The 25,319-nt window shown below is 36.2% G+C and carries 23 protein-coding genes and 1 pseudogene; 20 read left to right on the forward strand and 4 right to left on the reverse strand.

What is annotated here, in order from left to right; genetic code table 11:
- The first annotated feature begins 14 nt into the window (after window positions 1-14).
- Window positions 15-1,505 carry an argininosuccinate lyase gene (argH, locus tag KW850_RS27820; protein ID WP_218350969.1) on the forward strand — a complete coding sequence of 497 codons (1,491 nt, stop codon included), beginning with the start codon at window positions 15-17 and terminating at the stop codon, window positions 1,503-1,505.
- A gap of 283 nt (window positions 1,506-1,788) precedes the next feature.
- On the opposite strand, the gene KW850_RS27825 is transcribed toward argH, so the two are convergent.
- Window positions 1,789-2,658, reverse strand: a complete 870-nt coding sequence (locus tag KW850_RS27825) for a nuclease-related domain-containing protein (protein ID WP_218350970.1) — start codon at window positions 2,656-2,658, stop codon at window positions 1,789-1,791.
- 29 nt (window positions 2,659-2,687) lie between these two features.
- Window positions 2,688-3,137, reverse strand: coding sequence for a hypothetical protein (locus KW850_RS27830; protein ID WP_308128864.1), 450 nt, complete (start codon window positions 3,135-3,137; stop codon window positions 2,688-2,690).
- A 749-nt stretch (window positions 3,138-3,886) separates the two neighbouring features.
- On the opposite strand from KW850_RS27830, the gene KW850_RS27835 reads away from it, so the two are divergent.
- The 15 genes from KW850_RS27835 to KW850_RS27905 all read left to right on the forward strand — a co-directional run bounded on the left by KW850_RS27835 (window position 3,887) and on the right by KW850_RS27905 (window position 20,560).
- The gene (locus KW850_RS27835) at window positions 3,887-4,627 is read left to right on the forward strand and encodes a YwaF family protein (protein WP_218350971.1); all 741 of its coding nucleotides are present in this window, start codon (window positions 3,887-3,889) and stop codon (window positions 4,625-4,627) included.
- Window positions 4,628-4,999: 372 nt separating this feature from the next.
- Entirely contained in the window at window positions 5,000-5,464 is a 465-nt protein-coding gene (locus KW850_RS27840; RefSeq protein WP_256358496.1) for a hypothetical protein, read from the forward strand.
- Window positions 5,465-5,694: 230 nt separating this feature from the next.
- Window positions 5,695-6,219 carry a galactosyltransferase-related protein gene (locus tag KW850_RS27845; protein WP_218350972.1) on the forward strand — a complete coding sequence of 175 codons (525 nt, stop codon included), beginning with the start codon at window positions 5,695-5,697 and terminating at the stop codon, window positions 6,217-6,219.
- A 329-nt stretch (window positions 6,220-6,548) separates the two neighbouring features.
- Window positions 6,549-6,749 carry a cold-shock protein gene (locus KW850_RS27850; RefSeq protein ID WP_042463323.1) on the forward strand — a complete coding sequence of 67 codons (201 nt, stop codon included), beginning with the start codon at window positions 6,549-6,551 and terminating at the stop codon, window positions 6,747-6,749.
- 846 nt (window positions 6,750-7,595) lie between these two features.
- Window positions 7,596-9,506, forward strand: a complete 1,911-nt coding sequence (locus tag KW850_RS27855; protein ID WP_218350973.1) for a sigma 54-interacting transcriptional regulator — start codon at window positions 7,596-7,598, stop codon at window positions 9,504-9,506.
- A gap of 860 nt (window positions 9,507-10,366) precedes the next feature.
- Window positions 10,367-11,266: a fumarylacetoacetate hydrolase family protein gene (locus KW850_RS27860; RefSeq protein ID WP_218350974.1), complete on the forward strand. Its 900-nt coding sequence runs from the start codon at window positions 10,367-10,369 to the stop codon at window positions 11,264-11,266.
- A gap of 54 nt (window positions 11,267-11,320) precedes the next feature.
- Window positions 11,321-11,620 carry a UxaA family hydrolase gene (locus KW850_RS27865; protein ID WP_218350975.1) on the forward strand — a complete coding sequence of 100 codons (300 nt, stop codon included), beginning with the start codon at window positions 11,321-11,323 and terminating at the stop codon, window positions 11,618-11,620.
- Window positions 11,613-12,782 (forward strand): UxaA family hydrolase, encoded by a 1,170-nt coding sequence (locus KW850_RS27870; protein ID WP_256358497.1) that lies wholly within the window; start codon window positions 11,613-11,615, stop codon window positions 12,780-12,782. Before KW850_RS27865 ends, KW850_RS27870 begins: the two co-directional genes overlap by 8 nt.
- A gap of 23 nt (window positions 12,783-12,805) precedes the next feature.
- On the forward strand, window positions 12,806-14,272 hold the full coding sequence (gene gucD, locus KW850_RS27875; RefSeq protein ID WP_218350977.1) for an alpha-ketoglutaric semialdehyde dehydrogenase GucD: 1,467 nt from the start codon (window positions 12,806-12,808) through the stop codon (window positions 14,270-14,272).
- 262 nt (window positions 14,273-14,534) lie between these two features.
- Window positions 14,535-15,857, forward strand: a complete 1,323-nt coding sequence (locus KW850_RS27880) for an MFS transporter (protein WP_218350978.1) — start codon at window positions 14,535-14,537, stop codon at window positions 15,855-15,857.
- Window positions 15,858-16,423: 566 nt separating this feature from the next.
- On the forward strand, window positions 16,424-16,624 hold the full coding sequence (locus KW850_RS27885; protein WP_218350979.1) for a hypothetical protein: 201 nt from the start codon (window positions 16,424-16,426) through the stop codon (window positions 16,622-16,624).
- Between the two features lie 102 nt (window positions 16,625-16,726).
- The gene (locus KW850_RS27890; RefSeq protein ID WP_218350980.1) at window positions 16,727-17,197 is read left to right on the forward strand and encodes an NUDIX domain-containing protein; all 471 of its coding nucleotides are present in this window, start codon (window positions 16,727-16,729) and stop codon (window positions 17,195-17,197) included.
- Window positions 17,198-17,693: 496 nt separating this feature from the next.
- Window positions 17,694-18,701, forward strand: coding sequence for a ketoacyl-ACP synthase III (locus KW850_RS27895; RefSeq protein ID WP_218350981.1), 1,008 nt, complete (start codon window positions 17,694-17,696; stop codon window positions 18,699-18,701).
- Between the two features lie 204 nt (window positions 18,702-18,905).
- Entirely contained in the window at window positions 18,906-19,619 is a 714-nt protein-coding gene (locus tag KW850_RS27900) for a hypothetical protein (protein ID WP_218350982.1), read from the forward strand.
- Window positions 19,620-19,879: 260 nt separating this feature from the next.
- Complete coding sequence (locus KW850_RS27905; RefSeq protein WP_218350983.1) at window positions 19,880-20,560, forward strand: galactosyltransferase-related protein; 681 nt, start codon at window positions 19,880-19,882, stop codon at window positions 20,558-20,560.
- A gap of 228 nt (window positions 20,561-20,788) precedes the next feature.
- On the opposite strand, the gene KW850_RS27910 is transcribed toward KW850_RS27905, so the two are convergent.
- Entirely contained in the window at window positions 20,789-21,793 is a 1,005-nt protein-coding gene (locus tag KW850_RS27910) for a DUF3231 family protein (RefSeq protein ID WP_218350984.1), read from the reverse strand.
- Between the two features lie 274 nt (window positions 21,794-22,067).
- Between KW850_RS27910 and KW850_RS27915 the strand changes: the two genes are divergently transcribed.
- From KW850_RS27915 to KW850_RS27930, 4 genes are all read left to right on the forward strand, one after another.
- On the forward strand, window positions 22,068-22,409 hold the full coding sequence (locus KW850_RS27915; protein ID WP_218350985.1) for a helix-turn-helix domain-containing protein: 342 nt from the start codon (window positions 22,068-22,070) through the stop codon (window positions 22,407-22,409).
- Between the two features lie 190 nt (window positions 22,410-22,599).
- Window positions 22,600-23,040 carry a DUF4304 domain-containing protein gene (locus tag KW850_RS27920; RefSeq protein ID WP_218350986.1) on the forward strand — a complete coding sequence of 147 codons (441 nt, stop codon included), beginning with the start codon at window positions 22,600-22,602 and terminating at the stop codon, window positions 23,038-23,040.
- Between the two features lie 421 nt (window positions 23,041-23,461).
- Window positions 23,462-23,656 carry a hypothetical protein gene (locus tag KW850_RS27925; RefSeq protein ID WP_218350987.1) on the forward strand — a complete coding sequence of 65 codons (195 nt, stop codon included), beginning with the start codon at window positions 23,462-23,464 and terminating at the stop codon, window positions 23,654-23,656.
- A 140-nt stretch (window positions 23,657-23,796) separates the two neighbouring features.
- Window positions 23,797-24,222, forward strand: coding sequence for a hypothetical protein (locus tag KW850_RS27930; protein WP_218350988.1), 426 nt, complete (start codon window positions 23,797-23,799; stop codon window positions 24,220-24,222).
- Between the two features lie 71 nt (window positions 24,223-24,293).
- On the opposite strand, the pseudogene KW850_RS27935 reads toward KW850_RS27930, so the two are convergent.
- Window positions 24,294-25,114, reverse strand: a pseudogene (locus KW850_RS27935) (tyrosine-type recombinase/integrase).
- Between the last annotated feature and the right edge of the window lie 205 nt (window positions 25,115-25,319).

The following is a 25,319-nucleotide window of genomic DNA, read 5'->3' on the forward strand; positions in this document are numbered from 1 at the left end:
TCGGAGTTGATCAAGTGAGCAAAATAGAGGAATTTATCAAAAATGAAGGGGCTGCTTTTCCAGGAAAAACGTATGTGGAGGAGCTGTTAAAGCCTGTATTTAATGATCAGAGGGATTTTTTATTCCATGTCATGTTTGACATTCACCGGGCCCATGTCATCATGCTCGAGGAGCAAAACATTATCAAAACGGACGAAGCAAGAGTGATGTTAGCAGGCATTAATAAAGTGGCCAAAACGGATATAAACCAAATATCCTATCAGCCCCAGTTTGAGGACTTGTTTTTCATGATGGAGGCAAAAATAGGGGAAGAAATCGGAAACGAGTTAGCAGGGAAAATCCATATTGGCCGGAGCAGGAACGATATGGGGATTGCCATGTACCGCCTGGTACTGAGAGGGCATCTTTTAGAGTTGCTTGGAAATTCATATCGTTTAAGTGAAGTATTATTGGAACAGGCTGAGCGGCATACAGAAACATATATTACAGGATATACCCATACTCAACCGGCTCAACCGACCACGTTAGGACATTATCTATTAGCTATTTACGATGTATTGCAAAGGGACATTAAACGGATGTGGTCGGCTTATGAAACGGTTAATCAATCAGCCCTTGGGGCAGCTGCCTTAACAACAACCGGTTTTCCTATCTGCCGGCAGCGAACTTGTGAATTATTAGGTTTCGATCAAGTAATTGAAAACTCCTATGATTCTATCGCTGGAGCAGATTACTTATTGGAAACATCATCTGTATTAATGACTTGTATGATTAATACAGGAAGATGGATACAGGATTTCTTGCAGCACGTAACTAGAGAATTTGGTTCTTTTTATGTGGCTGATCCTTATGTGCAGGTTAGTAGTATCATGCCGCAGAAAAGAAATCCTGTCTCTATTGAGCATTCACGCTCGATTGCCAGCAGTGCCTATGGCGATGCGTTGGCAGCGATTAATATGATTCACAACACACCATTTGGAGACATTGTCGATACAGAAGATGATCTGCAGCCTCATTTATATCGGGCGTTTAATAATGCAAATCGAGTGATGAAATTAATGTATGCCGTCCTAACCACGATATCGGTAAATGAAGAGCACACGAAGGAAATGGCAAAAAAGTCAAGCATTACGATAACCGAATTAGCAGACACACTCGCAAGAGAGTACGACATATCCTTTAGAAAAGCACATTCCGTTGCTAGTTCTATCTCTAAAAAAACCATCCAAGCTCAAAAGGAATTATATGAGTGGGAAATCTCAGAGATTAATTCAATGATTCATGAATTCGTTGATGTGACACTTACTGACCACAAATGGAAGAAGATTATCTCACCGGAATATTTCGTTGAAATAAGGTCTATCCAAGGTGGTCCCAATCCTAGGGAAGTATTAAGGATGATTGGAGAAAGAAAGAAAACACTTGGAAAGCAGCATGAAAAATACACAACCATTGTTACATGCTTGAAAAATAAAATGAAACAATTAACAGTATACTCTATTTGAAAGAAACAAGTCTATTGAAAAGAGGTTTCAAGTGATAGGGGGGCTACCACCACCCTATTTTTTTGTCAAGATCAAACCTTTACAGCCTTTTCACTATGCTCCTTAATTTAAACAATTACAGGCTAACTCAAAAGTATAAGGAAGGGGCAGATGATTCCTCATCTGCCTTTTTTGTGTCTTTAAAGTTAATAAATTAAGTCGAAAAAAACGATTAAAGCTACTTTTAGACACATTTTCTCCAAAGAGGAAACTCTTATCCTGCCTCACTTAAATTCTAGTAAACTTACATATAATTAGCGCTTTCGATCAGATGCTTTATAGTATTAAGCTGAAAAGCTCCATATATTCTATTTTTGGATGTAAGCTCATGGATAAAAAACTGTTGTAACTGCTCTTTATTCGCCAACCTTTTTACGATGCTGTTATCCGACCAATCGTGAACCTCTTTTTCATCGTTATTAAAGAATACCAAGGTGTTGATCCATGTTGTAATATCTTGACTTTGTAAATAATTTGATAGGATGAAAGTTGTCTCTTGAACCTGGCTAATTGGATTTTCATACGTCTTTACCGTTAATGAACCCGACTCATCTTTATCAAATACAAGCGTTTCCTCTTTTTCACTGTCAGCTAACTCTGCTAAAAAAGAAAACTTGTGGCTGCCCATTCTTGTTAATCCCAATACGATGTGGCCTTTCCAGTCTTTAGTTTCTAAGACATATATACCGGTTGATAATAGGACAAGGTGATCGATTTGCCGAGTATGACCGTTTTCTTCCGGAATAAAAATATTCGGCATAATAATCATTTCATCTGGTGGAATAATTTTTTTTCGAATTAAATCTGATTTAAAGTTTTCTAGTATCTGATGGGTAATGATTTCCCCTTGGTTTCGATAATTTTTCCGTATATCTTCATTTTCGATCATCAGCTTTTCTATATCACGTTGGTACGAATCGGACAAGAACAAAACCTTCTCATCGTATGAAGTTGCCGCCGTTTCCATAGCAGCCTTTTGTACTTCTTTCATCGCTTCTAACTCTTGGTAATGGTCGTTTCTCATTTCTTTTTGTTTAGCCTTTTCCTTTTTTACAATATAAGCTAACCAAGCGACAGAGGCAGCAAGAAAAGTGGAAATAATTAACCAGATCATTTATTTTCTCCTTGTATATCAGATCATATTTAATAGTTTTTTATTAACATTTTATCTAATTCACGTACTTTATCATAAGAATTTACTAGTTTCTCAGGTACCAAGGTTCGACCATATTCCCAAGCATTCGTTTCAATTCTTGTTAGAATCTCTGCTTTTTTTTCATCCTCGAAATACTTTAAAAACCTTAATCCATGTTTGTTATTCTTAAAATCTAAATAATAACCGAGCTGATGATATAGAATAATTTTAACACAGTCTTCATCTGTTTCCTTAATTTTAAAGTTAATATTAGCAATGTATCCATTAATTTGTAAATAGTTAAACTTAATCGTATTCGTCGATACATTAAAGCTCATAGGTGCAAGTAGATTATTGTTAATTTCATAATCAATAGTAAAGTTGTGCTCTTGTAATGTATTTTCAATTATTTTCTCAATATCCCTTATATAAAGCATCTTTTCGACACTACCTTTCAAAATCTTCTACTCTTTATTTTTAAGAAATGAAAGTGGAAAGTAAATCCACCTATTTTCCTTTAGACTTTATTCCTACCTATTGTAACGGTTTTCGTCAACTTCCATAAACTTTTTTTCTGTAGCAAAGCAATGTGGAGACACAAAAGTAGGGGAGTAGCCTTTTCATAGTAACTGGCTCCCTTTTGAGGTGCAGACGGACTAATAATCATCCTAAAACACATATGAATTCACTCGTTAATTCACACATAAAAAATCTGTAAAAAATAATCTATCCAATCAGGTGCAATGTAGTTGTTGTCCCTCATTAATTTTATGAAGGACAATTCATCAGGAATGTAATTAAGTTTTGTCCTTCATCGGTGGTATGAAGGACAGTTCTTCAGAAATCTTAATAGTTTTTGTCCTTCATCAGTGGTATGAAGGACAGTTCTTCAGAAATTTTAATAGTTTTTGTCTTTCATCGGTAGTGAGTAGCCAATTATGCGTACTAGCTCCACAATTTCTCATAAACATTCACATTGAACAATAAATTTTGTCACTTAAATGAAAACCTTTGTGAAAGAGCAAGGGAAAACAAAACAAAAATAGAAAAATCGTTTATACAATAACAAAAATCAAGGCGTGATTTACCTTTTTGCACCCCGTATCAATCAATCTGACATTAAATAAAATCGTGTCAGTTTTATGGGGCGATGAATACAATTTAGAAAAAAAGCATTTCAATGTACAGTGAGAGGTATGATGACATCATGTTTTCTGTTACAGGAATGCAGGGGTTTGAGTTGTTTTCAACGGTCCATATCATTACATTGGCTCTATTCTTTGCGGCATGTTGTGCGTTAGTGTATTTCCGAAAAAAACGTACGATTTACCAGCAGATCATTAAATGGACACTGTTCATACTTTTGCCTGCATGTGAGATTTCCTTGCATGTATGGTTAATCCTCACAAATCAGTGGGATTTGAACGATCTTCCTTTCCAACTGTGTTCACTTAGTACCTTTTTAGCCCTGTTTTTATTTTTGAAAAAGAATAACAAAGTGTTTTATTTGTTATATTTCTTTGGCACCTTAACGCCCATTTTAGCGATGGTTACACCTGAAATGGCCTACACATTCCCACATTTTCGCTATATCGAGTATTTCCTTCACCATTCGGTTATTCCGTTAGCCGCATTTTATTTTATCTTGTATGAAGGTTACCGGGTTCCCAAGAAAGCGATCTTATTTAGCTTCCTAACCATAAACATTATTGCCGTTCCCGTATTTTTCTTAAATCTATTGCTTGGCACGAACTTTTTCTACTTAGCGGAGCCAACTGAAGCCAAAACGATCCTAACATTCTTCGGCAGTGGAATTATGTATTATCTTAATCTTGAAATTGCCGCACTTATTGTATTTTTCATCACCTATTTACCAATGGGGGTTTTCCAACGGATTGAAAATAAAAACAAAAAAATGGAAGTTAAAAAAGATAATGGGTTTCGTTAAGCTCACATCAGTAAGTAACGAACTAAAAGGATGAAGGCTCGAGGACTTCATCCTTTTAGTTTATTCCGCAATAAGACTAGCTTTAATTCAAGCCACAAGTATTAAGAAGCCCCATAAAAAAATACGCTTAAATAAACGTCATTTTAAACCACCAAGGATTTTTTCTTTATTCATTGGTTTATACCAAAAATCAAGGGTTCATAACCAATCAGTCTAACGAGGCAAGTTGGGTTAATAAGAAACGATAAAAAGAGCCATTTACAAAGTAGGTTCCTTCAGGTAAAAAATCATTAAAACGATATTTAATAAATAGTAATTCCAGTAACATTATATTGGTTTTAACGTCTATTTGATAAACTGGAGGGATTATAAATGTCTAAATGGTTAGCTGCATCTGTCCTTTTTATTCTTTTAAATCTCATGGGTTATTCAAGTAATCGTATGGATGGGGATAAGCCGCCAAAAGCCATGATTCAGATTGGGAAGCAAAGGTATGAAACGATGCTGGGGTCTTATTGCTGGAATACAAAGGGTCAAGGAAAATGCGTTGATACGGGTGGACCAGTTGAATTATTAAAAGGCAAAAAACCGATAGAAGTTAGACCAGGTGAAGTTGTTACTTTCATGATGAATGATGATCCAAAACCAAACGAATTCCATGTCATTCAGATGAGCAATAATAATGAAATTGAAGTCTCTGTAGAAAAGAATCGTTTTACCGCACCTACTACTAAGGGGATTTATTTTTATTCTTACGGTGTATGGTGGAAGGATAAAAAGGACGAACATGTTTCAAAGGGAGATGCCTTTTATGCTTTCGCTTTAGAGATAAAATAGGATAAGGAATTCATTTTTCTTATTGAACTCCCTCAGTTTAATACGATTTCGCCCCCCGAAATGAGGAAGAATCATACTGGCTTCATGAAGACCTACTTGTTAAATGCAATAACGACGAAATCTTAATAACAGGTTGAAATGAAATTAACTTTTTGTGACTTTATATAGAACATGAATTATAGAGGTACGAAAACCTTTCTAATAATCTGAAAAAGCAAGATTGTGAAGTATTGGTAAATCTTGCTGCAAAAGAAGCAACAAGAGATATTCTTCTAATTGTTGATGCTGATACTGTGTTCGACCCTAACATTATTCTAGAATCAATAAAATTTTTGCGTGATGCAGCATGGGTAATTCCATTTACGGAAGTATATGATGTTCCAATGGAAATTACAGAAAGAGTCATGAGAACTAAACCGGGCTGGCCTCTAAATGTAAAATTAGAAGAGTGCCAGAAAGTTAATTGGATGTACGATGGATTTGCCGGTAAAGTAAATCTTATTCCAAAAAGTAAATTTGAAAAAGTCGGTGGTTTTGATGAACGTTTTGTCGGCTGGGGAGGAGAAGATGATGCATTTGCATGGTCAGTGAATACCCTGTGCGGTAAATTTGTGAACTACGACGCTAAAGTATTTCATCTTTGGCATCCACCAGCGTACAATCCAGATAGTAGTGGAAACGATGCTCTAGTTGCTCGGTACATGTTCGCCAATGGAAACAAAGTGGAAATGTTAAAAATAATTAGAGAACGCTAATTAAGTTTCTTTTTAATTTTAGCTGGTGCTTGATCTCGTGCTTAAAAGTGAGGAATTATTTAAATGGTGAGAAATTTGTACTTAAACAAACGAGGGCAATACTTGAATAAGAATAACATAAGAATCCAAACTAGTTGTGTAAATTCATGAGTGGCAAAAATGGTTGTGTTTATATTTTCTTGCAAATAATTCAAAAAAATGTTAAACTTTAGAAGAATTATTTTTGATCGGTGTAAAGGATGGTATAAGATTAACTTTTCGTCTTGATGATCACTGAGTGCAAGGATAGTAACACATTGTGTGCAAAGCACACAGCAGGAGGAAACACAATGGAACAAGGTAAAGTAAAATGGTTTAACGCAGAAAAAGGTTTCGGATTTATCGAGCGTGAAGGCGGAGAAGACGTATTCGTTCATTTCTCAGCTATCCAAGGCGAAGGTTTCAAATCTTTAGACGAAGGTCAAACAGTTACTTTTGACGTTGAGCAAGGTCAACGTGGAGCTCAAGCGGCTAACGTGCGTAAAGCTTAATAAGAACAAACTAAAGCAGGCTCTTTATATAGAGTCTGTTTTTTTATTTCTTCTTTTAAAAACAAGGAGCCCCACTCACGAATGAGTAGGGCACATGTAAAAAAGTAAATCAAATGGTAAACAAAGTGTACCATATTATCACGAATTCTCCTAATTACCTTTGAATAAACATTTTAAAGTGCTCTTATCCATTGGTTTCTCCTTCTTCCTATGTGATTGAAAAATATATGTCATTTGTATAACGATATTTATATATTAATTAGAATTATCCAGACCCATGACTAGAGTCATTCCTAAATCCTTCTCCTAAACTAGTAATTTGCCAGTACCCCTAATTCCTCCTTATCCTAACCATTCTTTCTATTCCTAGCAAAAATTATAAAACCAAATACCCTGGGCTAGTCCAAACACAATTTTTTCTCCGAATCCAAATAATTATTGGACCTGCGTTAATACCAATGATCAAAATCGTTTGTGTTAAGCTTTTTTCTTTATGTCCATAATAAAGGAGTACAAAGAACCTTCTTTGAGCTTTATACTAGTTTAAAGAGCAATTGAACAGTTCGAACCACTTAACAACAAGAACAGGTAAGCATTTTTCCTGTACTATGTACTAAAATCGCTAACAATTGAAATAACTCAGCACAAAACTTACGATACTAAAAAGTTATCAGTATAGTTAAAGATTACAATGATTCCGTCATTTTTAGTGATTAATAGATCTCATCTTTTAATCTAGAGAGAGGTTTGTCAAAGGGAATGGTTTGATCACCTCCCTGTTTATAGGGAGATGAAGCCGCAATTAATTTCGCAGATTATTTAAAAAAAAATAGAGGTGTCTACTTAATGAATAATATTCTCGTCATTGCCCCCTATGAAGCCTTAGTAGAGCAGGCCGAAAGAATGAATGAAATTTGTGATATACCTTATACCGTTATTCCAGGGAATCTCAAGGAAAATTTTGATGAAATCAGATCTTATATCAATCAAGGTGTAAAGATCCTCATCTCTCGTGGGGGAACAGCTCAAGCTTTACGAAATTCATTCGATTTACCTGTTATCGAAATACCTGTTACATCTGTCGACATTTTAATGGCGTTAAGTAAGGCAAGTGAGCAAGGTTTTAAAAAAATCGCCTTTATCACGACGTTAAATATTTTATTTCAAGCGAAGCATTTTAATAACATTATGGACATTGATTTGCAAATCTTGCCCTGTCAAGATGCTAACGAAATACCTGCAAAGGTGAAACATCTAATAGAAGACCGGGGTATAGATGCAGTAGTGGGTGATGTAGTAGCCACACAACAAGCGATAGAGCGAGGAATCTATGGATGTCTTTTAGAATCGGGTCCTATGTCCCTTCAAATAGCCCTTAATGAAGCCGCAACAATTCTAAAATCAATGGAAAAGGAGAAGGCTCGTTTAAAGCAACTTGAAGCGATTCTTAATTTTACAACTGAGGCAGTTCTTACAATAGATGATAATGAGAAGGTTACCGTATATAATGCATCAGCTGAGAGAATATTTGGTGTGCCAATAAACCAGGTTCTCGGGAATAAGTTAACTGAGTGTTTACCCGAAAGTCTATTGAATAAAGTTTTATCCGAAAATAATGAGGAAAAAAATATCCTTCTTAAGATTAGTGGAAAGAAGATTGTTTGTAACCGGGTTCCTATTATCATTCATGGTAGGTTCCATGGAGCAGTGGCTATTTTTCAAGAAATTGGTGAAATTCAAAATTTAGAAATGAACATCAGGACTAGGCTTAATGAAAAAGGATTAGTGGCCAAGAAATCTTTCAATGATATTCAGGGTGGTAGCCCAGAAATGCTCAAATGTATTCAGCAAGCGAGACAGTATGCTAAATCTAACGGTACAGTTTTAATTTATGGTGAGACGGGGACAGGAAAGGAACTCTTTGCACAGAGCATTCATAATGAGAGCAAGCGGGCAAAGGGACCTTTTGTTTCTGTTAACTGTGCTGCATTGAGTGAAAATCTACTTGAAAGTGAGCTTTTTGGATATGTCGAGGGTACTTTTACAGGTGCACTGAAAGGAGGTAAGATGGGGCTTTTTGAATTAGCCCATGGAGGTACATTATTTCTCGATGAATTAGGGGAAATCTCCCTTAATTTTCAAGCGAAACTCCTAAGGGTATTGCAAGAAAAGGAGGTTCGACGTGTTGGAGGAGATCGGGTAACTCCAATTGATGTTCGGATCATCTGCGCTACGAACCGGGATCTGCGTGAAGAAGTTCGATTGGGGCGTTTTCGTGAAGATCTTTATTACCGGCTGAGTGTATTGGAGTTACAATTAATGCCACTCAGGCTGCGTAAAGACGACATTGTCCCTATGGCTATAAACTTTTTCAAGAGTGAATGTATAAGAGAGGAAAAGGTTTTGTTTTTACCGCTGGATCAACTTTTTGATTGTTTAAAAAGTTACGATTGGTTTGGTAATGCACGGGAATTGCAAAACTTCATCGAAAGGTTAGTCATTAGTACTGAGGAAGGTGAAGAGTTAACAGAGTACAAGATTTGTGAGCTGTTGGCTGAGAAGAAAGGGAAACTTTACGACAGAGTGGGACAAAATCAAGAAGAGTTACAGGTCACCATTTCAAATCGATTTGAGGATATGGAAAATCAGCTCTGGAAGCAGCTTCTTGAGCGTTATCATGGAAACAAGGATAGACTTTGCAAGGATTTTGGAATAAGTAAAACTACCCTTTGGCGTAAGTTGAACTTTCATAAATGAGTTGCATCATTTTATATTTGAAAAAAAAATTCAAATATGAAAGATAAATTTAAATAAGCTTTTATAAATAGCTTCTTGTTCTTTACTGAATAGGGGCTATTTTTTGTGCCTGACAACCTTAGATTCGGCTGTTTGGTTATTTTTTTAAAAGTTTTATAGGAACTTGCTTTTTTGGCATGAAATTTGCTTTTTAAATTTAGTATCCAGTTTAAAAGGCAAATTAAAGAGGAGGCCTAAAATGTTTAAAGTATTTTTTCACCCGTTATTACTATAGTTTTATAGAAGAATAGTATAAAAAGGAACAATTTTATTTTACAAGGGAGGTCAAGTAGACCCCCTTGTTTTTTTATACTTTGAAGTTTTTTTTGAATTTTCCGATATTTTTGAGAGGGGGGTATTTCTAAAGAGTTTTAGATGTGCTTAAACTTCACTGTTCTCCTTTTAGATCGAATTTAGGACATGGAAAAACAGCTCTGGAAGCAACTACTTAAACGTAATTAATGGATACACTTTACAAGGATTTAGTATAACAAAACTACCTTTTGTGGCACAAGTTGACCTTTATAAATGAGCCTCAATCTTTCATATTTGAAATATGAATTTCAAATATGAAAGATTTGAGGTAAATAAGTAATTAAATTAAATAGTTTCTTGTTCTTTAATGAATAGGAGTTATTATTGTTGGAGCATGACAAACCTTGATTTGATAGGTTGTTTGGTGTTTTTTTTGTTGAAAAATGAGATCATCTTTCTTTTTGGCACGAAATTTGCATTTAAAACTAATGAGAACGCAAGAAAAATTTAATTGGGAGGCAAACAACAATTTAAACGCTGTAATTACTATTTAAAAGGAGGACTATATGCGTATTATTTCTTATTTAAATGAAAAGTCAGTTCCAGTTCTTGCTGCTTTAACAAATGAGGGGCGTATCTATTCACTGCCGCAAAAAGACTTCTTTGAGTTAGCTCAGCAAGCAAAAGATCATGATACTTCTCTTCTTCACTTTGTTGAAAACGCTATCTCTAGCTTAGATCCAATATCACAATCTCTAGAAAAACTATCATTGCTCGTTCCGATTGAAGCTCCAGAAGTGTGGGCGGCTGGTGTTACATATGAAAGAAGCAGGGACGCCAGAAACTTCGAATCTATTGATGGTATAAACGGTTTAACCACTGTCTATGACAAGGTCTATGATGCCAAACGTCCTGAAATTTTTCTTAAATCCACAGCCGCAAGGACAGTGGGTCCAAATGATAAGCTATATCTTCGAAGTGATTCCCAATGGCAAATCCCTGAGCCGGAATTAGGGCTTGTCATTAATAGCGAGGGAGAAATTTTAGGTTATACCATTGGAAATGACCTCAGCTGCCGTGATATTGAGGGGGAAAACCCGCTTTATTTACCCCAGGCAAAAATCTGGAGAAATTCCTGTTCTATTGGTCCAGCCATTCTTCTATCTGAAGCGGTTCGAGATCCTTATCAATTTGAAATTACCTGCAGAATCTATCGGAACGGCGAAAAAGTGGTGGAAGGGAGCGCTAATACCCGCCAGTTAAAGCGGAAATTTGACGAGCTTGTTTCATATCTCCTTAAAGATAATCAGATTTTTAACGGCACTGTTTTATTGACAGGCACATGTATTGTTCCCCCAAATGAATTTACGTTAGCAGATGGAGACCAAATAGAAATTGACATATCTGATATTGGGGTTTTACAAAATACTGTCTATCTTGCAAAAAACGTAGTACACAATTTGTAAGCCATTCTCTAACTATTTTAAAAAAAGACCAATATAAAGCAGGGGAGATGTAAGATGAGTACAGCTTTTAAAACGGTGATGATGAAGCCGAATGATAAAGTGGCTGTGGCTTTAGAGGGTATTCCAGCAGGGAGTCATGTCAAGGTCACATGCCAGGGGAACAGCTTTGACATTGAATTAAAGGAAAAAATTGAATTCGGGCATAAATTCGCTGTCAAATCGATCTCCAAAGGGGAGGATATTCTTAAATATGGTGAAGTGATTGGTTCAGCCACTACAAAGATTGATATTGGTGAACATGTTCATATTCACAATCTGGAAGGAAAAAGAGGACGGGGGGATAAAGTTGAATAGTGGAAAGAAGTTTTGGGGATATAGGCGCCCAAACGGTCAAGTAGGGGTAAGAAACCACGTGTTAATTTTGCCTACGATTACTTGTGCAACCCAGGCAGCAAAACAAATTACCGAATTAGTGCAAGGCACGGTCTCTTTTATACATCAGCATGGATGTGCACAGGTAGGTGTAGATTATGATCAAACATTCCGTACTTATGTAGGAATGGGGGCCAATCCGAATGTTTATGGCGTGGTAGTTCTAGGACTTGGCTGCGAAACCCATCAAGCACGCAGTGTTGCAGGAGAGATAGCCAAGACAGGAAAGCCTGTTGAAGTAGTTTCCATTCAGGACCACAATGGAACACTTGGTGCCATCGCTGAAGGATCTAGAATCGCAGTGAAAATGGTACAGGATGCTTCAGCCCAAATGAAGGAACTCTGTGATTTCAGTGAGCTCATTATCGGGACCGAGTGCGGCGGTTCGGATGCATGTTCCGGTCTATCAGCCAATCCAGCAGTTGGGGTCGTTAGCGACATGCTTGTTGATAACGGAGGTACTGCGATTTTAGCCGAAACGACAGAACTAATTGGTGCTGAACATTTATTGGCACAACGTGCAGTAGATGACAGGACAGCCAAGCGAGTATATGAAGTAATCGGTGCTATGGAAAATCGGGCCATCATGATGGGAGTAGATATCCGTACAGGGAATCCAAGCCCTGGAAATATCAAGGGAGGGTTGAGTTCTCTCGAAGAAAAATCGTTAGGTGCTTCCAATAAGTCTGGCAGCAGCCCTTTACAAGAAGTGATCGATTACGCACAAGTCCCATCCAAAAAAGGTCTGGTTTGGATGGATACACCGGGACATGATATTGAACAGCTAACGGGGATGGTGGCTGGTGGAGCCCAAATCGTTTTGTTTACTACAGGAAGAGGTACACCTACCGGATCACCTATTGCTCCTGTTATTAAAATTGCAACCAACACTGGAATTTTTGAAAGAATGGGAGATAACATCGATTTGAATGCCGGAACGATTATCGAAGGCATTGAATCAATTGAGTCGGTTGGCCAGCATATTTTTGATGAAATTGAGCTTGTTGCTTCTGGAAAGCTGACGAAAGCAGAAATTCTGAAACAGTATGATTTTGGTATTTGGCGCATTGGCCCTACATTTTAGGAATATGGAAAGGAGTTTTAATCATGACTACTTCAGTTCAGGTAAAAACCCATCTTAACTATATTAACGGAGAATGGGTATCATCCCTCAGAAATAAAGTCGGCGCAGCCATTAATCCTGCCAATAAAAATGAAATCGTCGGCTACGTACAGTGCTCGACAGGGGAAGATGTTGACAGGGCAGTGGCTGCAGCCAAGAGAGCGCAAAAAGAATGGCGCCGTCTTTCAGGAGCAGAACGAGGTGATTATCTCTATAAAATAGCAAATAGTCTGGAAAGGCGGCTTGAAGAGGTTGCCGAAACGATGACAAGAGAGATGGGTAAAACGTTCCCTGAAGCAAAAGGAGAGACAATGCGCGGGATTGCCATCCTCCGTTACTATGCTGGTGAGGGGATGCGCAAAGCGGGTGATGTGATACCATCCACTGACAGCAAGGCGTTAATGTTTACGACACGCGTTCCGCTTGGAGTCATCGGTGTAATTTCTCCTTGGAATTTTCCGGTAGCCATTCCGATCTGGAAGATGGCCCCTGCCTTGATTTATGGGAATACTGTTTTGATTAAACCGGCACAGGAAGCAGCTGTTACAGCAGCAAAGATTATGGAGTGTATGCATGAGGCCGGCATCCCGGCTGGTGTAGTCAATATGGTTACAGGGGCTGGATCCGAAGTCGGCACAGCAATTGTCAACCATTCAGACGTAAACGGCATTACGTTTACAGGCTCCAATGCAACTGGGAAACAAATTGGTCAGGCAGCTCTGGCCCGCGGAGCAAAATATCAGCTGGAAATGGGCGGGAAAAATCCTGTTATTATTACCGCAGATGCGGATTTAGATCTGGCGGTAGAAGGAACAATTAACGGCGGCCTTCGTTCGACAGGACAAAAATGTACTGCTACAAGCAGGGTATTCGTTCAGGCAGAGGTATACGATGCATTTAAAGAGAAGCTGCTTGAGCAGGTCAAAGAAATTACAATTGGAAACGGCATGGAAGGCAATTCATGGATGGGACCATGTGCCAGTGAGAATCAGATGAATACCGTTCTCTCTTATATTGAAAAAGGGAAAGCAGAGGGTGCAAGATTGATATACGGCGGTGAACGGTACACGGAGAACGGAGGTGAAAACGGCTTTTTTGTCCAGCCGGCCATATTTGAAGAGGTTACAAATGGAATGGTCATTGCCCAGGAGGAGATCTTTGGTCCGGTGCTGGTACTTATTAAAGTGGAATCAATTGAAGAAGCGTTAACTCAGGCTAATGATGTCGAGTACGGGCTTAGTGCCTCCATATATACAAAAGACATCGGCACCATGATGTCGTTTATCAACGACATCGAGGCTGGACTTGTACGGATTAACGCGGAAACTGCGGGTGTTGAATTACAGGCACCATTCGGCGGCATGAAACAGTCCAGTTCGCACTCCCGTGAGCAGGGCCAAGCTGCGGTCGAATTCTTTACTGCAATCAAAACAGTATTTGTAAAAGCATAGAAAGATAGATTCATTAAGATCGTCCCCTAAAATCTTCTTAGATTCTAGGGGGACGGCATTAAGTTAAAAAGGTTCATTTATTAATTTTGCGATCGTGTTTAAATTATTAGAAATAAAGCAGAAAATTGTAAGACTCAGAATTTTATCCTCTTTAGACTTTGCACGATGGCTATCTATCAATTGATTAACCAAGGAATGCCTGAAATTGTTATAATATTCTTAATTTCATTTGGAAGCGATTTCAATAATAGGAGGTTTTAAAATGAGCGAAATAAATCAAAAAAGAACAAAAGTTCGATGGAAGATTGCCATCTTCATGTGGGCAGCCATAGCCATTAATTATTTGGACCGTACAGTCCTATCTGCCACCACTCCGTCTATAATGAAGGAATTTGGAATAAATGCTGCTGAAATGGGAATAGTCATGTCTGCTTTCTTTTGGACCTATGCGTTGTTTCAAATTCCTGCAGGATGGCTGGCTGATAAAGTGGGACAGCGGTTCTCACTTGCTTTAAGCGTTGCCTGGTGGTCCATTGCTACGGCATTGACAGCTGTTAGCCAAGGAATGAAATCCCTCATCATATTTCGTTCCTTATTGGGAATGGGTGAGGCAGGAGCATATCCAAGCAATGCTGGTGTGACAGCAAAATGGTTCCCTGATCGAGAACGGACAAGAGTTTCTGCTATTTTCGACAGCGGTTCTAAAGTGGGTACGGCGCTAGCGATGCCCTTTGTTGTTTGGTTAATGACTGCCTTTGGCTGGCAAGTTCCATTTATCGTATCTGGTCTGTTAGGATTGGTTTGGGTAGCCATTTGGTGGGCTTATTATCGTGATCCGGAAAAGCATATGTATGTAAACAAAGAAGAACTAACCTATATTCGTGATGGACAGGCCAAAAAGGATGGCCTTGAAAATACCCAGCCGATGAAATGGTATCAACTTCTTAAATACCGTAATATTTTAGCAATGTGTGTAGGGTTTTTCATGTTAAACTATGCCATTTATTTCTTTATCACTTGGTTCCCGACGTATCTTGTACAAGAACGAGGCTTCCAATTGATGAAAATGGGTTGGGTATCCATGATTCCTCCACTCTTTGGTCTAGTTGCTGAACTTTTAGCGGGCTGGTTTTCCGACCATCTTTATTCTAAAGGCTATTCCTTAACCTTTGTTCGTAAATTGAACCTAGGTGGAGGTATGTTATTAGCAACCTCGATTGCTTTTGCGGGGCTGGTTAATTCAGCTGTTCTTTCTATCGCTTTACTATCGATTTCCTATGCGGGTTTAACGACTGCTGCTTGTGCTATTTGGTCACTACCTGGAGACGTAGCCCCTGTAAATACGACTTCAGTTGTTGGAGGACTGCAAAACTGTGTGTCAAATATGGGTGGCATTTTGGGTCCGATTGTAACCGGTTTTATAATTTCTACTACCCACTCATTTACCCCTGCACTTATAGTGTCAGGAACTGCCACCTTAATCGGTGCATTAACCTATCTCTTTTGGCTTGGCAAAGTTGAACCTATTGTTCCTAAAACAAGCAGTAATCTAGGAAAAATAGATAACCATTCTATAAACATTTAAGAATCATAAAAGCTTATTAAAAGTTGAAAATAGAGGTTTTCATGTCCACGAATACTTAAAAATAACATAAGCGGACCGAAATGGCACAAGATCAAATCTTATACTAATCCACTTAATGAGCTGCTCAAACTGCTGGGCAGTTTCTTTTTTTATTGAATGTGTTAAAGATTATTGTTGATTTTTAACATGTTGATTGAAGCGGAAGTGGATTTTTTAGGTGTAATACTTTATATTCTTAATAATTTCTTAACTAATGGGGTGCTTTAGTTTAACAAGGATACAATATTAAAAGCCCTTCTGAATAGATAAAGAGTTCCGTTTTGAGGTGCTTTTTCAAAAATAACTGCTTAAATGACAGATAAAATGACATAGGAATTGGCAATATTAAAGCGAAAAACTCGTCAGCTTCTGACGAGTTTTTTATATTAATAAAAATAATATTTAAGAAATTAATTTTGAACCAATGTTAATATCGAATTAATTGTGAAGAATACTACTTCAACTAACGAATGGGGTTAGTTGAAGAAAAAAGTGATAAAATGAGGATTAAAGGAGGTTGTCTTTTTATGGTGATACAATCAAATATGACTTCAAAGGCTATAACCAAAGTGTGGGAAAATACTGGAGAAGTTTTTCAAAAATTTAATGTTCCGATTACAGAAAAGGCATTACAAGTTTTAGTTAACGACAACATTCTTCCATTATTATTAACTGAATTAAATAATACAGTGGGCAGCTTAAATGCTACTTGCATAGATGGTGGCTGACAAATACCTTCGAAAAAGGAGTAGGTCACTCCTTTAATTTATCGTTTTTAATAAAAGTTGGCTTTTTAATTTATAAAATTCTTATTTTAAAGGAGGAGTATTATGGGCTATTGTGAAGATATAAGAGAAATGATTGGAAATTTTCCTTTGATAATTGTAAGACCAAGTGTAGCGATCTTAAATAATAATGGCGAAATATTATTGAGTAGGTATTCAGGTGCAGATTGGGGAATTACTGGTGGAATATTGCAGCCAAATGAGTCAGTTGAAGAATGTATAAAAAGAAATGTAAAAGAAGATTTAGGGTTAATGTTACATTCACTACAGTTATTTGGTGTTTATTCAGGCAAAGAATTAATAAATCGAGTCGAGGAAAATGGTGATGAGTATCATACTGTTGCCATTGGCTATTTATGTTCCAATTACGAAGGAGAAATAACTCCTGATAACAATCAAGGAATAGAGGCCCAATTTTTTAAATTAAATCAATTACCAGATGAAATCGATCCTTTAATTAAAAACAAGATAGTTGAATTAGCAGTGCAACTAAAAAAACTACACACCTCTTATTAATCTAACAGAGAGCGATTGTTCAATAAGAACAGTCGTTTTTTTTGCTTAGGGGCGGTTTAGCTTTAGAAGAAAAAGCATACCCCCCTTAATCACAAAAGGTTAAGGGGGGTAGTTTTATTCTAAGTGAAATTCTTCTCTAAGTAGATTTTCGACTTCTTCACTTCCTGTTAGTTCTAATCTTATTGAGTCAACTTCACCACTAACATATAGTGAGAATTTTATGAAAGGACAGCATCGATTTTCGTAAGAAATCCATTCAGCAATTTTTAATAGTAACGATGGTTGATTGGGATAACTAAACGCATAACCATAAGGAATTTCTTGAACTGACATATGCTTTTTCTTATTCAGCTAACGAAGCAGGTTACTTCAAAAAGGAGTAACCTTTTTTTGTTATGAAAAAAATTTTTAAAATTGATTTTTAATAATATAAATCGTTATAATTAGCACTAGGTACTAACACCAACTTATAATAAAAAAATATGGGGTGGTTTCTATGATAGGAACGAGAATAACTGCTATTGGTACATATGTACCTGAAAAAAAGTTAACAAATTTTGAGCTTGAGCAAATGGTTGAAACAAATAATGATTGGATTATCCAAAGAACAGGAATTCATGAACGCAGAATTAGCCGTCCTAATGAATTTACAAGTGATTTATGCGAGGCTGCCGTAAAAGACTTAATGCATAGGTATGATAAAAATGTCGAAGATGTAGATATGATTATCGTTGCAACAAGTACCCCAGATTTTCCATTTCCATCTGTTTCAAGTATCGTACAAGACCGTTTAAATATTGCTCAAACAGGTGCCATCGATTTAAGTGCGGCTTGTGCAGGATTTGTTTATGCATTGCATACAGCTCATAACTTTATTGCTTCTGGACTCCACAAAAAGGTACTTGTTATTGGGGCAGATACAATCTCCAAAATTACGGATTATGCCGATAGAAGTACATGTATTTTATTTGGTGATGGTGCTGGTGCAGTATTGGTTGAAAGGGACGAACAATCGAAAAGTTTTATCGGATTCCATTTGGGAAGTGACGGAAGTGGAGCACAACATGTATACCGTCCTGGTCTATCTAAAAAAGTCAATGGGATTGAGTTAGTCGACACTCAATATCTGGTACAAAACGGTAGGGAAGTTTTTCGATGGGTTGTAAGAAATGTTCCTGAAAGTGTAAAACAAATTTTAGAAAAAACGCAAACGAGTTTAGAACAAGTTGATTGGTTTATCCCTCATAGTGCTAACTTACGGCTAATCGAACCGATTTGCGAAAAATTAGGATTCCCAATGGAAAAAACTCTTTATAGCTTGGTGAACTTTGGAAATACTTCTGCTGCAACAATTCCTTTAGCACTTGACCTTGGAATTCGTGAGGGTAAAGTTAAAAATGGAGACCAAGTTCTTTTGTACGGTTTTGGTTCTGGTTTGGTTCATGCTGGTCAATTGCTAGAATTAAATTTAGACGAACAAATTAATGCACCAAAACCATTGTAGTGTAAAAACATTGTGAAACATTCTACTTAAAGTACCGGGGTGCTTATTTTAAAGACGGGATTGCTGCGGCGATTCCTTTTTTTATTGTGCTAACGTGGCAGTTAAGTTGAAGAAGGATTCTTCATTATTGAGAGTGAATATAATTATTATTGGGTTATTAGATCGTTTTTATGGTTAATAAAAAAGTAGTATCTTGGAGGTAATATGGCACTTATAAAAAATATTGAGTTATTCTTTCCAGAGGATAGAGAGTCTAATTTAGTCTTTTATAAAGAAACAAGATGCATCGCTGCTTTGTACAGTCATCTGCTTCCCAAAATAAATATAGATGAAAACAAGGGAATACTTATTAATTGTGTATCGGACTTTGACTATATCAACAAATTAGACTCTGATTTATTTATTTCGTTTAATTATAAATCTGTTTTTACAAAGATTAATATGGAGGAGTTTCTGTCTTTGCCTTCTGACCAGAGGAAAAAAGAATATACTCTGGAAATTATTCAAAAGCCTTTAGAACAGTTAGCGTTAGAACTAAATTTGGATTTAAGCATTTTTAAAAATATCTATCAAAAAATAAAAAAACTGAATTTCGAAAATAAGTGGGTTTATGCGAAAAAGAGCAGCCCTAATAGAAAATATACGTGTAATATATTATGTAAACAAGAAGTATCTCATATAGATGTGTATATAGAAATCAAAAAAAAGAATGGCGAAATCATAGGGAGAAATAAAATTATGAGAGAAGTCGATACATATGAACAGCATCTGTTTAACAAATTAGGAAGCATAGAGTGGACACACAACCACAAAGTTACATTCGCTGACCGAGATTATAAAACAATATTTATCGTTACTTTCTTAGAAAAGGACTCCCCAGATAAATTATTTTGGAAATATGAACTTTTAACAAACTAATTTTTATATCAAGTAGCAAATAAAGTTAAACAAGGATTGTGAAAAAATACAATTAATCTAACGGGTGCTTGAGTTTAGAAAGGGATTGCTGCGGCGATCCTTTTTTATATTGCACTAATGGGTCAGGTTATTTGAAGAAGGAAATGGAAGAAATATTATCCTGGACAGGCGTTTTGCCTTATCGAAGTTTTTTCAAATGAATATGATAAGGGATAAGACTATAACAAGGAATGTACTTTTACCTAGGAAGGAGAAGTTATATGTTTGAGAATGTTTCAATAATAATACCTTTTCAAAATGATTTTGGTCCTCGGCTTGATGCATTTTTATGGGTAAAAAAATTCTTTCAAACGACAATGCCTAGCGCCGAATTGATTGTTGGCACAACAAAAGTTAGTCGATTTAATAAAGCCAAGGCGGTAAATCTTGCTGCAAAAGAAGCAACAAGAGATATTCTTCTAATTGTTGATGCTGATACTGTGTTCGACCCTAGCATTATTCTAGAATCAATAAAATTATTACGTGATGCAGCATGGGTAATTCCATTTACGGAAGTATATGATATTCCAATGGAAATTACAGAAAGAGTCATGAGAACTAAGCCGGGCTGGCCTCTAAATGTAAAATTAAAAGAGTGCCAGAAAGTTAATTGGATGTACGATGGATTTGCCGGTAAAGTAAATCTTATTTCAAAAAGTAAATTTGAAAAAGTCGGTGGTTTTGATGAACGTTTTGTCGGCTGGGGAGGAGAAGATGATGCATTTGCATGGTCAGTGAATACCCTGTGCGGGAAATTTGTGAACTACGACGCTAAGGTATTTCATCTTTGGCATCCACCAGCGTACAATCCAGATAGTAGTGGAAACGATGCTCTAGTTGCTCGGTACATGTTCGCCAACGGAAACAAAGAGGAAATGTTAAAAATAATTAGAGAACGCTAATTAAGTTTCTTTTCAATTTTAGCTGGTGCTTGATCTCGTGCTTAAAAGTGAGGAATTATTTAAATGGTGAGAAAAGCAATTATTGACACTTCCAAACCATTTTCATTCTCTGTGCTGCATGGATGGCTAATGGGCAGGTTGAAGAAGGAATAACTACTTTATGTTGGAATTATCCATTAAATTATGAAGCTAATTAAAGATATCCCCCTCACTAATGAGGGGGATATCTTATTTATCTTGTGCAAGTTCTTTTCTATTGGGAGCAAGTGGTGGCTGTTCTAACCACTTGTTTTTCACCATAATATCGAACCAGTTTTTGGTAATTCCCAATGATTTTATAATTGCTTTTTCATAAGCTACAGCTAGGTCTGTTCGCATGGCTCCTGCTAGTCCTGTCCCGTAATATACTTGTGCAGTTTGAGCCAAGAAACCCATATGATACAACATTAATTTATCTGAAAAAGGAGAGTCTTTTGACGTTGTAACCTCTGATTCCCACGACATTGGAATTGGCAAATTATCCTTGTGCATAATTTTTGAAAGGGCTTGTAGGTTTTCATCTGCGGTTTTTTCTAATTCCTCAAAAAACTTTCTTATTTCTTTCGATTCTGTGACTTGACTGAATCCGATTGAAAGAGCTTTTGCCATAATGCCCTTTTTAATGTTAAGAGAAATACTGATTATTTCTGTAGCAGATAAAAGTCTCCCTTTTCCGAAGAATCCATCAGTAAAATCTTTGGTAGAAATATATTCAGGGCTCTCGTTAGGATAGAAATAGGGGTCTCTTTGGAATTTTCCTTTTTTAAGCAATAACTCAATGGTTAAATCGTACATACTTTTTGCATCATTAACACATGAATTGTAAAATTCCCGTATGTCCTTTCTGACAGAAACACTTAAAGCAGTTGCATGACCCAACAAACCATGTATAGTCATAATATGTAAATAATTTAAGCAGAATGTGTCAGAAAACAATCTCTCTGCACTTTTATTAAGGTCGGACTCAGTAAATCCAATGGGAACTGGAAATCCATCCTTCTCAATGAAGGAAACAAGCTGCTTCTTTTGCTTTTCCCATGTCTCAATGGCTATTTCAAAAACTTTTTTTATTGATTCGTCTTCTAAAATAGAAATCATATACCTATTTACTATCTCGCTCATTGTTCCGTTGACATACTCACCCCATAGTGTTCCTATTTCGGAAGATGTAAGTTTTAAATTATCATTTTCCAATTGTTCTCACCTCCTCAGTATTGTTTACTAATACAGAAATAGGTATGCATTTCTTTGGACTTAAACCTTTTAGATGTTTAGTTGAGTAGATTCTTGATGAACTAACGGGTGCAAGAGTTGAAGAACCAGCACCATTGGCAGCTATTCTTTTTGTAAAACGGGGCAGGTTAAAAAGGAATTATATAGATTTTATCGAATAATATAGAATAAGAAATTCCTCTCATTTATTTAGGGGAAATGTTCAATAAAATTTATTGTCTATCCGGTTAGTGCCTTGATTATTGGAATATCAATAATCATAGGTGCCTCAATCTTAAAGGGGACTTTTTTTACTAACCAAAATGGTTCTCCCATCAAAAATTCTTCAACGTCGATTTCTACTGTGAATAGTACAAATATTATGACGAAAGAACAACTTGCTGAATATCTTCAAGTTAACGAAGAAACAATTGATAGCATTATGAAAGAAGATATTAAACAAAAAGTGGCTATTGGTGACTTTTATGAAACGTATATGTTTCTTCCTTATATAAAAATTGGTAACCAAGAACGTTTTATAAAGTCAGAAATCGATAAATGGTTAAGATATCAAAATGATAATCCCCTTAATATATAGGTTAATAAGAAAATTAAGGAATTTGGAAATAAATTATTAGCTGCTTAGAAGATTTTCTAATGAACTAAAGAGTGCAAGAGCTTTAGATCCAGCTGCCATTCTTGGCGGCTTTTCTTGTTTCACTAACGAAGCTGTTTAATTTAAGAAGCGAACCAAGAAGAAACTATATAGTCTTGAAGGGATTAAGAAAATGGATAGTAAAGAGTTTAGAGAAAAAGTGACTGATTTACTTGTTAAGAAGATGGGATTTAAGAAGAAAAATAATGATTACTATCTTGAAAAAGAAGAAGTAATCGCAGCTATTCAGTTTCAAAAATCAGGTTACGATAATTGCACCTATTACATTAACTATGGGTTCATTTTTAAAGAAATTGCAGAAAAACCAATTAAAGTATCATACAAACATTGGCATACAAATTGGAGATTAAATGTAAAGATAAATGGTAAAGCACTTCCATCCATAAATATTGAGAATTGTTTAGATACAAATTTTCTCATATCATTTGAAAATGAAGTAAAGGAAGAGATTCTGCCGTATATAACAGTAGAAGGAATTAAGAGAAAAATTAATAGTAATCCAGTCTTTAAATATGGGTTATATGTCCAAGCACAAGAATTTCTAGAAATATGACGAGACTAATAGCTATAGTATGTGAGAGATTTCACTTAAACTAACGGGTGCTTGAGTTTAAAAAGGGTTTGCGGCGGCAGCCCTTTTTTCATTATTCCACTAACGAAGCAGGATAGTTTAAGAAGCATTCAATGAATTTTATTAAAAAAAACAGCAAGAAAAGACATTGAAGTGGTAATATTTAATAAAAACGGGGTTGTAGGATGAAATTGAAAAGTACGGCAATTATTATTATTTTTTTTATCTTTCTTGGTGGTTGTAGTGATACAGAAGAACCCAAAATTAAAGATAAAAACCTCGAAGAAGCTTCAATGAATTTCGATATGAGCAATGTTAACCTTTTTTACAACGTATTAGCCCATTAGTTGAATCGGGTTTTTCAACAAAAGAAATTACCCAAGTACAAGAAAGCTTAGAAATAATGGAACACAATGATGAATATGAGGTTGGTAGATTTGATATAGTTTATCGTAACAAAAAGACACCACTTATCATAAAGGTTTTTATGGATATTCCTGAAGTACCTGATGTTTATATCTTTACAGAACCCGAGTTAGCTAACAAGATTCAAAAAGAAATGATTAAGTTTGCAGATGAATTGGAAGCTGGTAATTGAAAAACTTTGACCAACCTTATTGAACTTCCGAGTGCAAGAGTTGAAGATGGGAGCTGTCATTTTGGCAGCTTTTCTTGTTTCACTAACGGTGCAGTTTAGTTTAATAAAAATACTTACATAATAATATCGGAGGTGTTGTAATGATCACTGTTAAAAATACTGAAAGTTACCTTAAAGATAAGATTGGTGAAGATACCCATGATATAGAAAAAGTTTGGGAAACATTTAAGGCTTTTTGTAAAGAACCAGTTGAGGGAGAAGAAGGTAAAGAAATTCTATTTCAATGTGGTGTTTATGATTTTACTGGAGAGGAACTATTTTATTTTGATTTTGTACGCCAGTTTACTGTTTATGAAGAAGACGAATATTCTCATATGGAACAACTACATTGTGAATTTGTTTTTAATCCATCAAATGAATTAAGAAAGTTAGAAGAATCAGAATTTTATTTTGAAGAAAATGGAGACATAGATGATTACTTTAAGGATATAGAACAACTTCAGGCGTTTAATATACCGTTAAAATTAAAGCCGATAAAATTAGAAATATACCAAGAAGAAATTTAAATCCTATTTCACTAACGGGTACAAGAGTGAAATAAAGCAACGCTATCGTGAGATGCGTTGCTTATTTATTTCTAAAAAAACTTCCTATATTTCCTGCCTGATGCTTCCGCTTAACTGGGCATATATCCGGGTAGTTTCACTTTTTTCATGACCTAATAGGCTTTGAATAACATCTAGAGGTGCTCCATTATTCAATAAGTGGGTTGCATAGCTGTGCCTTAGTTGGTGCGGATGAATGTCTTTGTTAATGCTGGCGCGGTTTGAAATCCGCTTAATAATGTATCGCATCTGAGCAATGCTCATTCGATGAGGATCCCGTTCCGTGACAAAAATGGCAGTGTCCCTGTCTTCGTTTTAACCAAATTTCGCAGCGGATATTGAAATAGACTTCCCGTTCCTTATCTCCTTTACCTCTGATAATGGCGGATCCGTTCAACCAATTAATTCTGCCTCAATCTAAGGTAACAACTTCTCCTATTCGGCTTCCAGTGGAGAACATGAATTCAAACAATGCTTTTTCCATTGGGGAACAACAGGCTTCCCGTAAATGTTCAATTTCCATTTCGGTCAAAAATTTAGGAATTCGTTTCCCGGTTTTAGGTTCCTTTATTTTTGCTGCTGGATTTTTTGGAATAAGACCTTCCTCATGTGACCATCGAAATAATGACTTCATAAATCTTATTCGGTGAGCTAGACTTGAAGGCTTTAAGGTTTCACTCGATTTAAACAGGTAATCTTTTAATTGAACAGTGGATATGGTATCTAATTTAACGTCCTTTAAATAACGAATAAGTAAAGTAGCTTGAAGTTTATATGCTTTTAATGTTTGTGGTGAGAACCCTTCAATTCGTTTATCCGATTCATATGTTTCCCATGCCTTAGATAATAACAAAATACATCTCTCCCTAAATTTCTCTTTTTAAAGGGATTATTGACAGGGTTTTCGAAATCGAAACGGAGAACTTATTCAACTATCGGGCAGCATTCCTGTAATGAAGAAATATGGGGTTTGAACATAAAAAAGCCCCTTGGTATGATATGTGTGTCCAAAGCTTGCAGGCAAAAAGGACAACAATCACATATACCAGGAGGCTATT

Source organism: Bacillus sp. sid0103 (assembly GCF_019219025.1).

Coding starts and splice junctions, on each gene's coding strand:
- KW850_RS27895 (WP_218350981.1), top strand. CDS start 17,694: ATGATAGGAACGAGAATAACTGCTATTGGTACATATGTACCTGAAAAA.
- KW850_RS27855 (WP_218350973.1), top strand. CDS start 7,596: ATGAATAATATTCTCGTCATTGCCCCCTATGAAGCCTTAGTAGAGCAG.
- KW850_RS27865 (WP_218350975.1), top strand. CDS start 11,321: ATGAGTACAGCTTTTAAAACGGTGATGATGAAGCCGAATGATAAAGTG.
- KW850_RS27825 (WP_218350970.1), bottom strand. CDS start 2,658: ATGATCTGGTTAATTATTTCCACTTTTCTTGCTGCCTCTGTCGCTTGG.
- KW850_RS27920 (WP_218350986.1), top strand. CDS start 22,600: ATGGATAGTAAAGAGTTTAGAGAAAAAGTGACTGATTTACTTGTTAAG.
- KW850_RS27890 (WP_218350980.1), top strand. CDS start 16,727: ATGGGCTATTGTGAAGATATAAGAGAAATGATTGGAAATTTTCCTTTG.
- KW850_RS27930 (WP_218350988.1), top strand. CDS start 23,797: ATGATCACTGTTAAAAATACTGAAAGTTACCTTAAAGATAAGATTGGT.
- KW850_RS27880 (WP_218350978.1), top strand. CDS start 14,535: ATGAGCGAAATAAATCAAAAAAGAACAAAAGTTCGATGGAAGATTGCC.
- KW850_RS27900 (WP_218350982.1), top strand. CDS start 18,906: ATGGCACTTATAAAAAATATTGAGTTATTCTTTCCAGAGGATAGAGAG.
- KW850_RS27850 (WP_042463323.1), top strand. CDS start 6,549: ATGGAACAAGGTAAAGTAAAATGGTTTAACGCAGAAAAAGGTTTCGGA.
- gucD (WP_218350977.1), top strand. CDS start 12,806: ATGACTACTTCAGTTCAGGTAAAAACCCATCTTAACTATATTAACGGA.
- KW850_RS27835 (WP_218350971.1), top strand. CDS start 3,887: ATGTTTTCTGTTACAGGAATGCAGGGGTTTGAGTTGTTTTCAACGGTC.
- KW850_RS27885 (WP_218350979.1), top strand. CDS start 16,424: ATGGTGATACAATCAAATATGACTTCAAAGGCTATAACCAAAGTGTGG.
- KW850_RS27840 (WP_256358496.1), top strand. CDS start 5,000: ATGTCTAAATGGTTAGCTGCATCTGTCCTTTTTATTCTTTTAAATCTC.
- KW850_RS27925 (WP_218350987.1), top strand. CDS start 23,462: ATGGAACACAATGATGAATATGAGGTTGGTAGATTTGATATAGTTTAT.
- KW850_RS27905 (WP_218350983.1), top strand. CDS start 19,880: ATGTTTGAGAATGTTTCAATAATAATACCTTTTCAAAATGATTTTGGT.
- KW850_RS27860 (WP_218350974.1), top strand. CDS start 10,367: ATGCGTATTATTTCTTATTTAAATGAAAAGTCAGTTCCAGTTCTTGCT.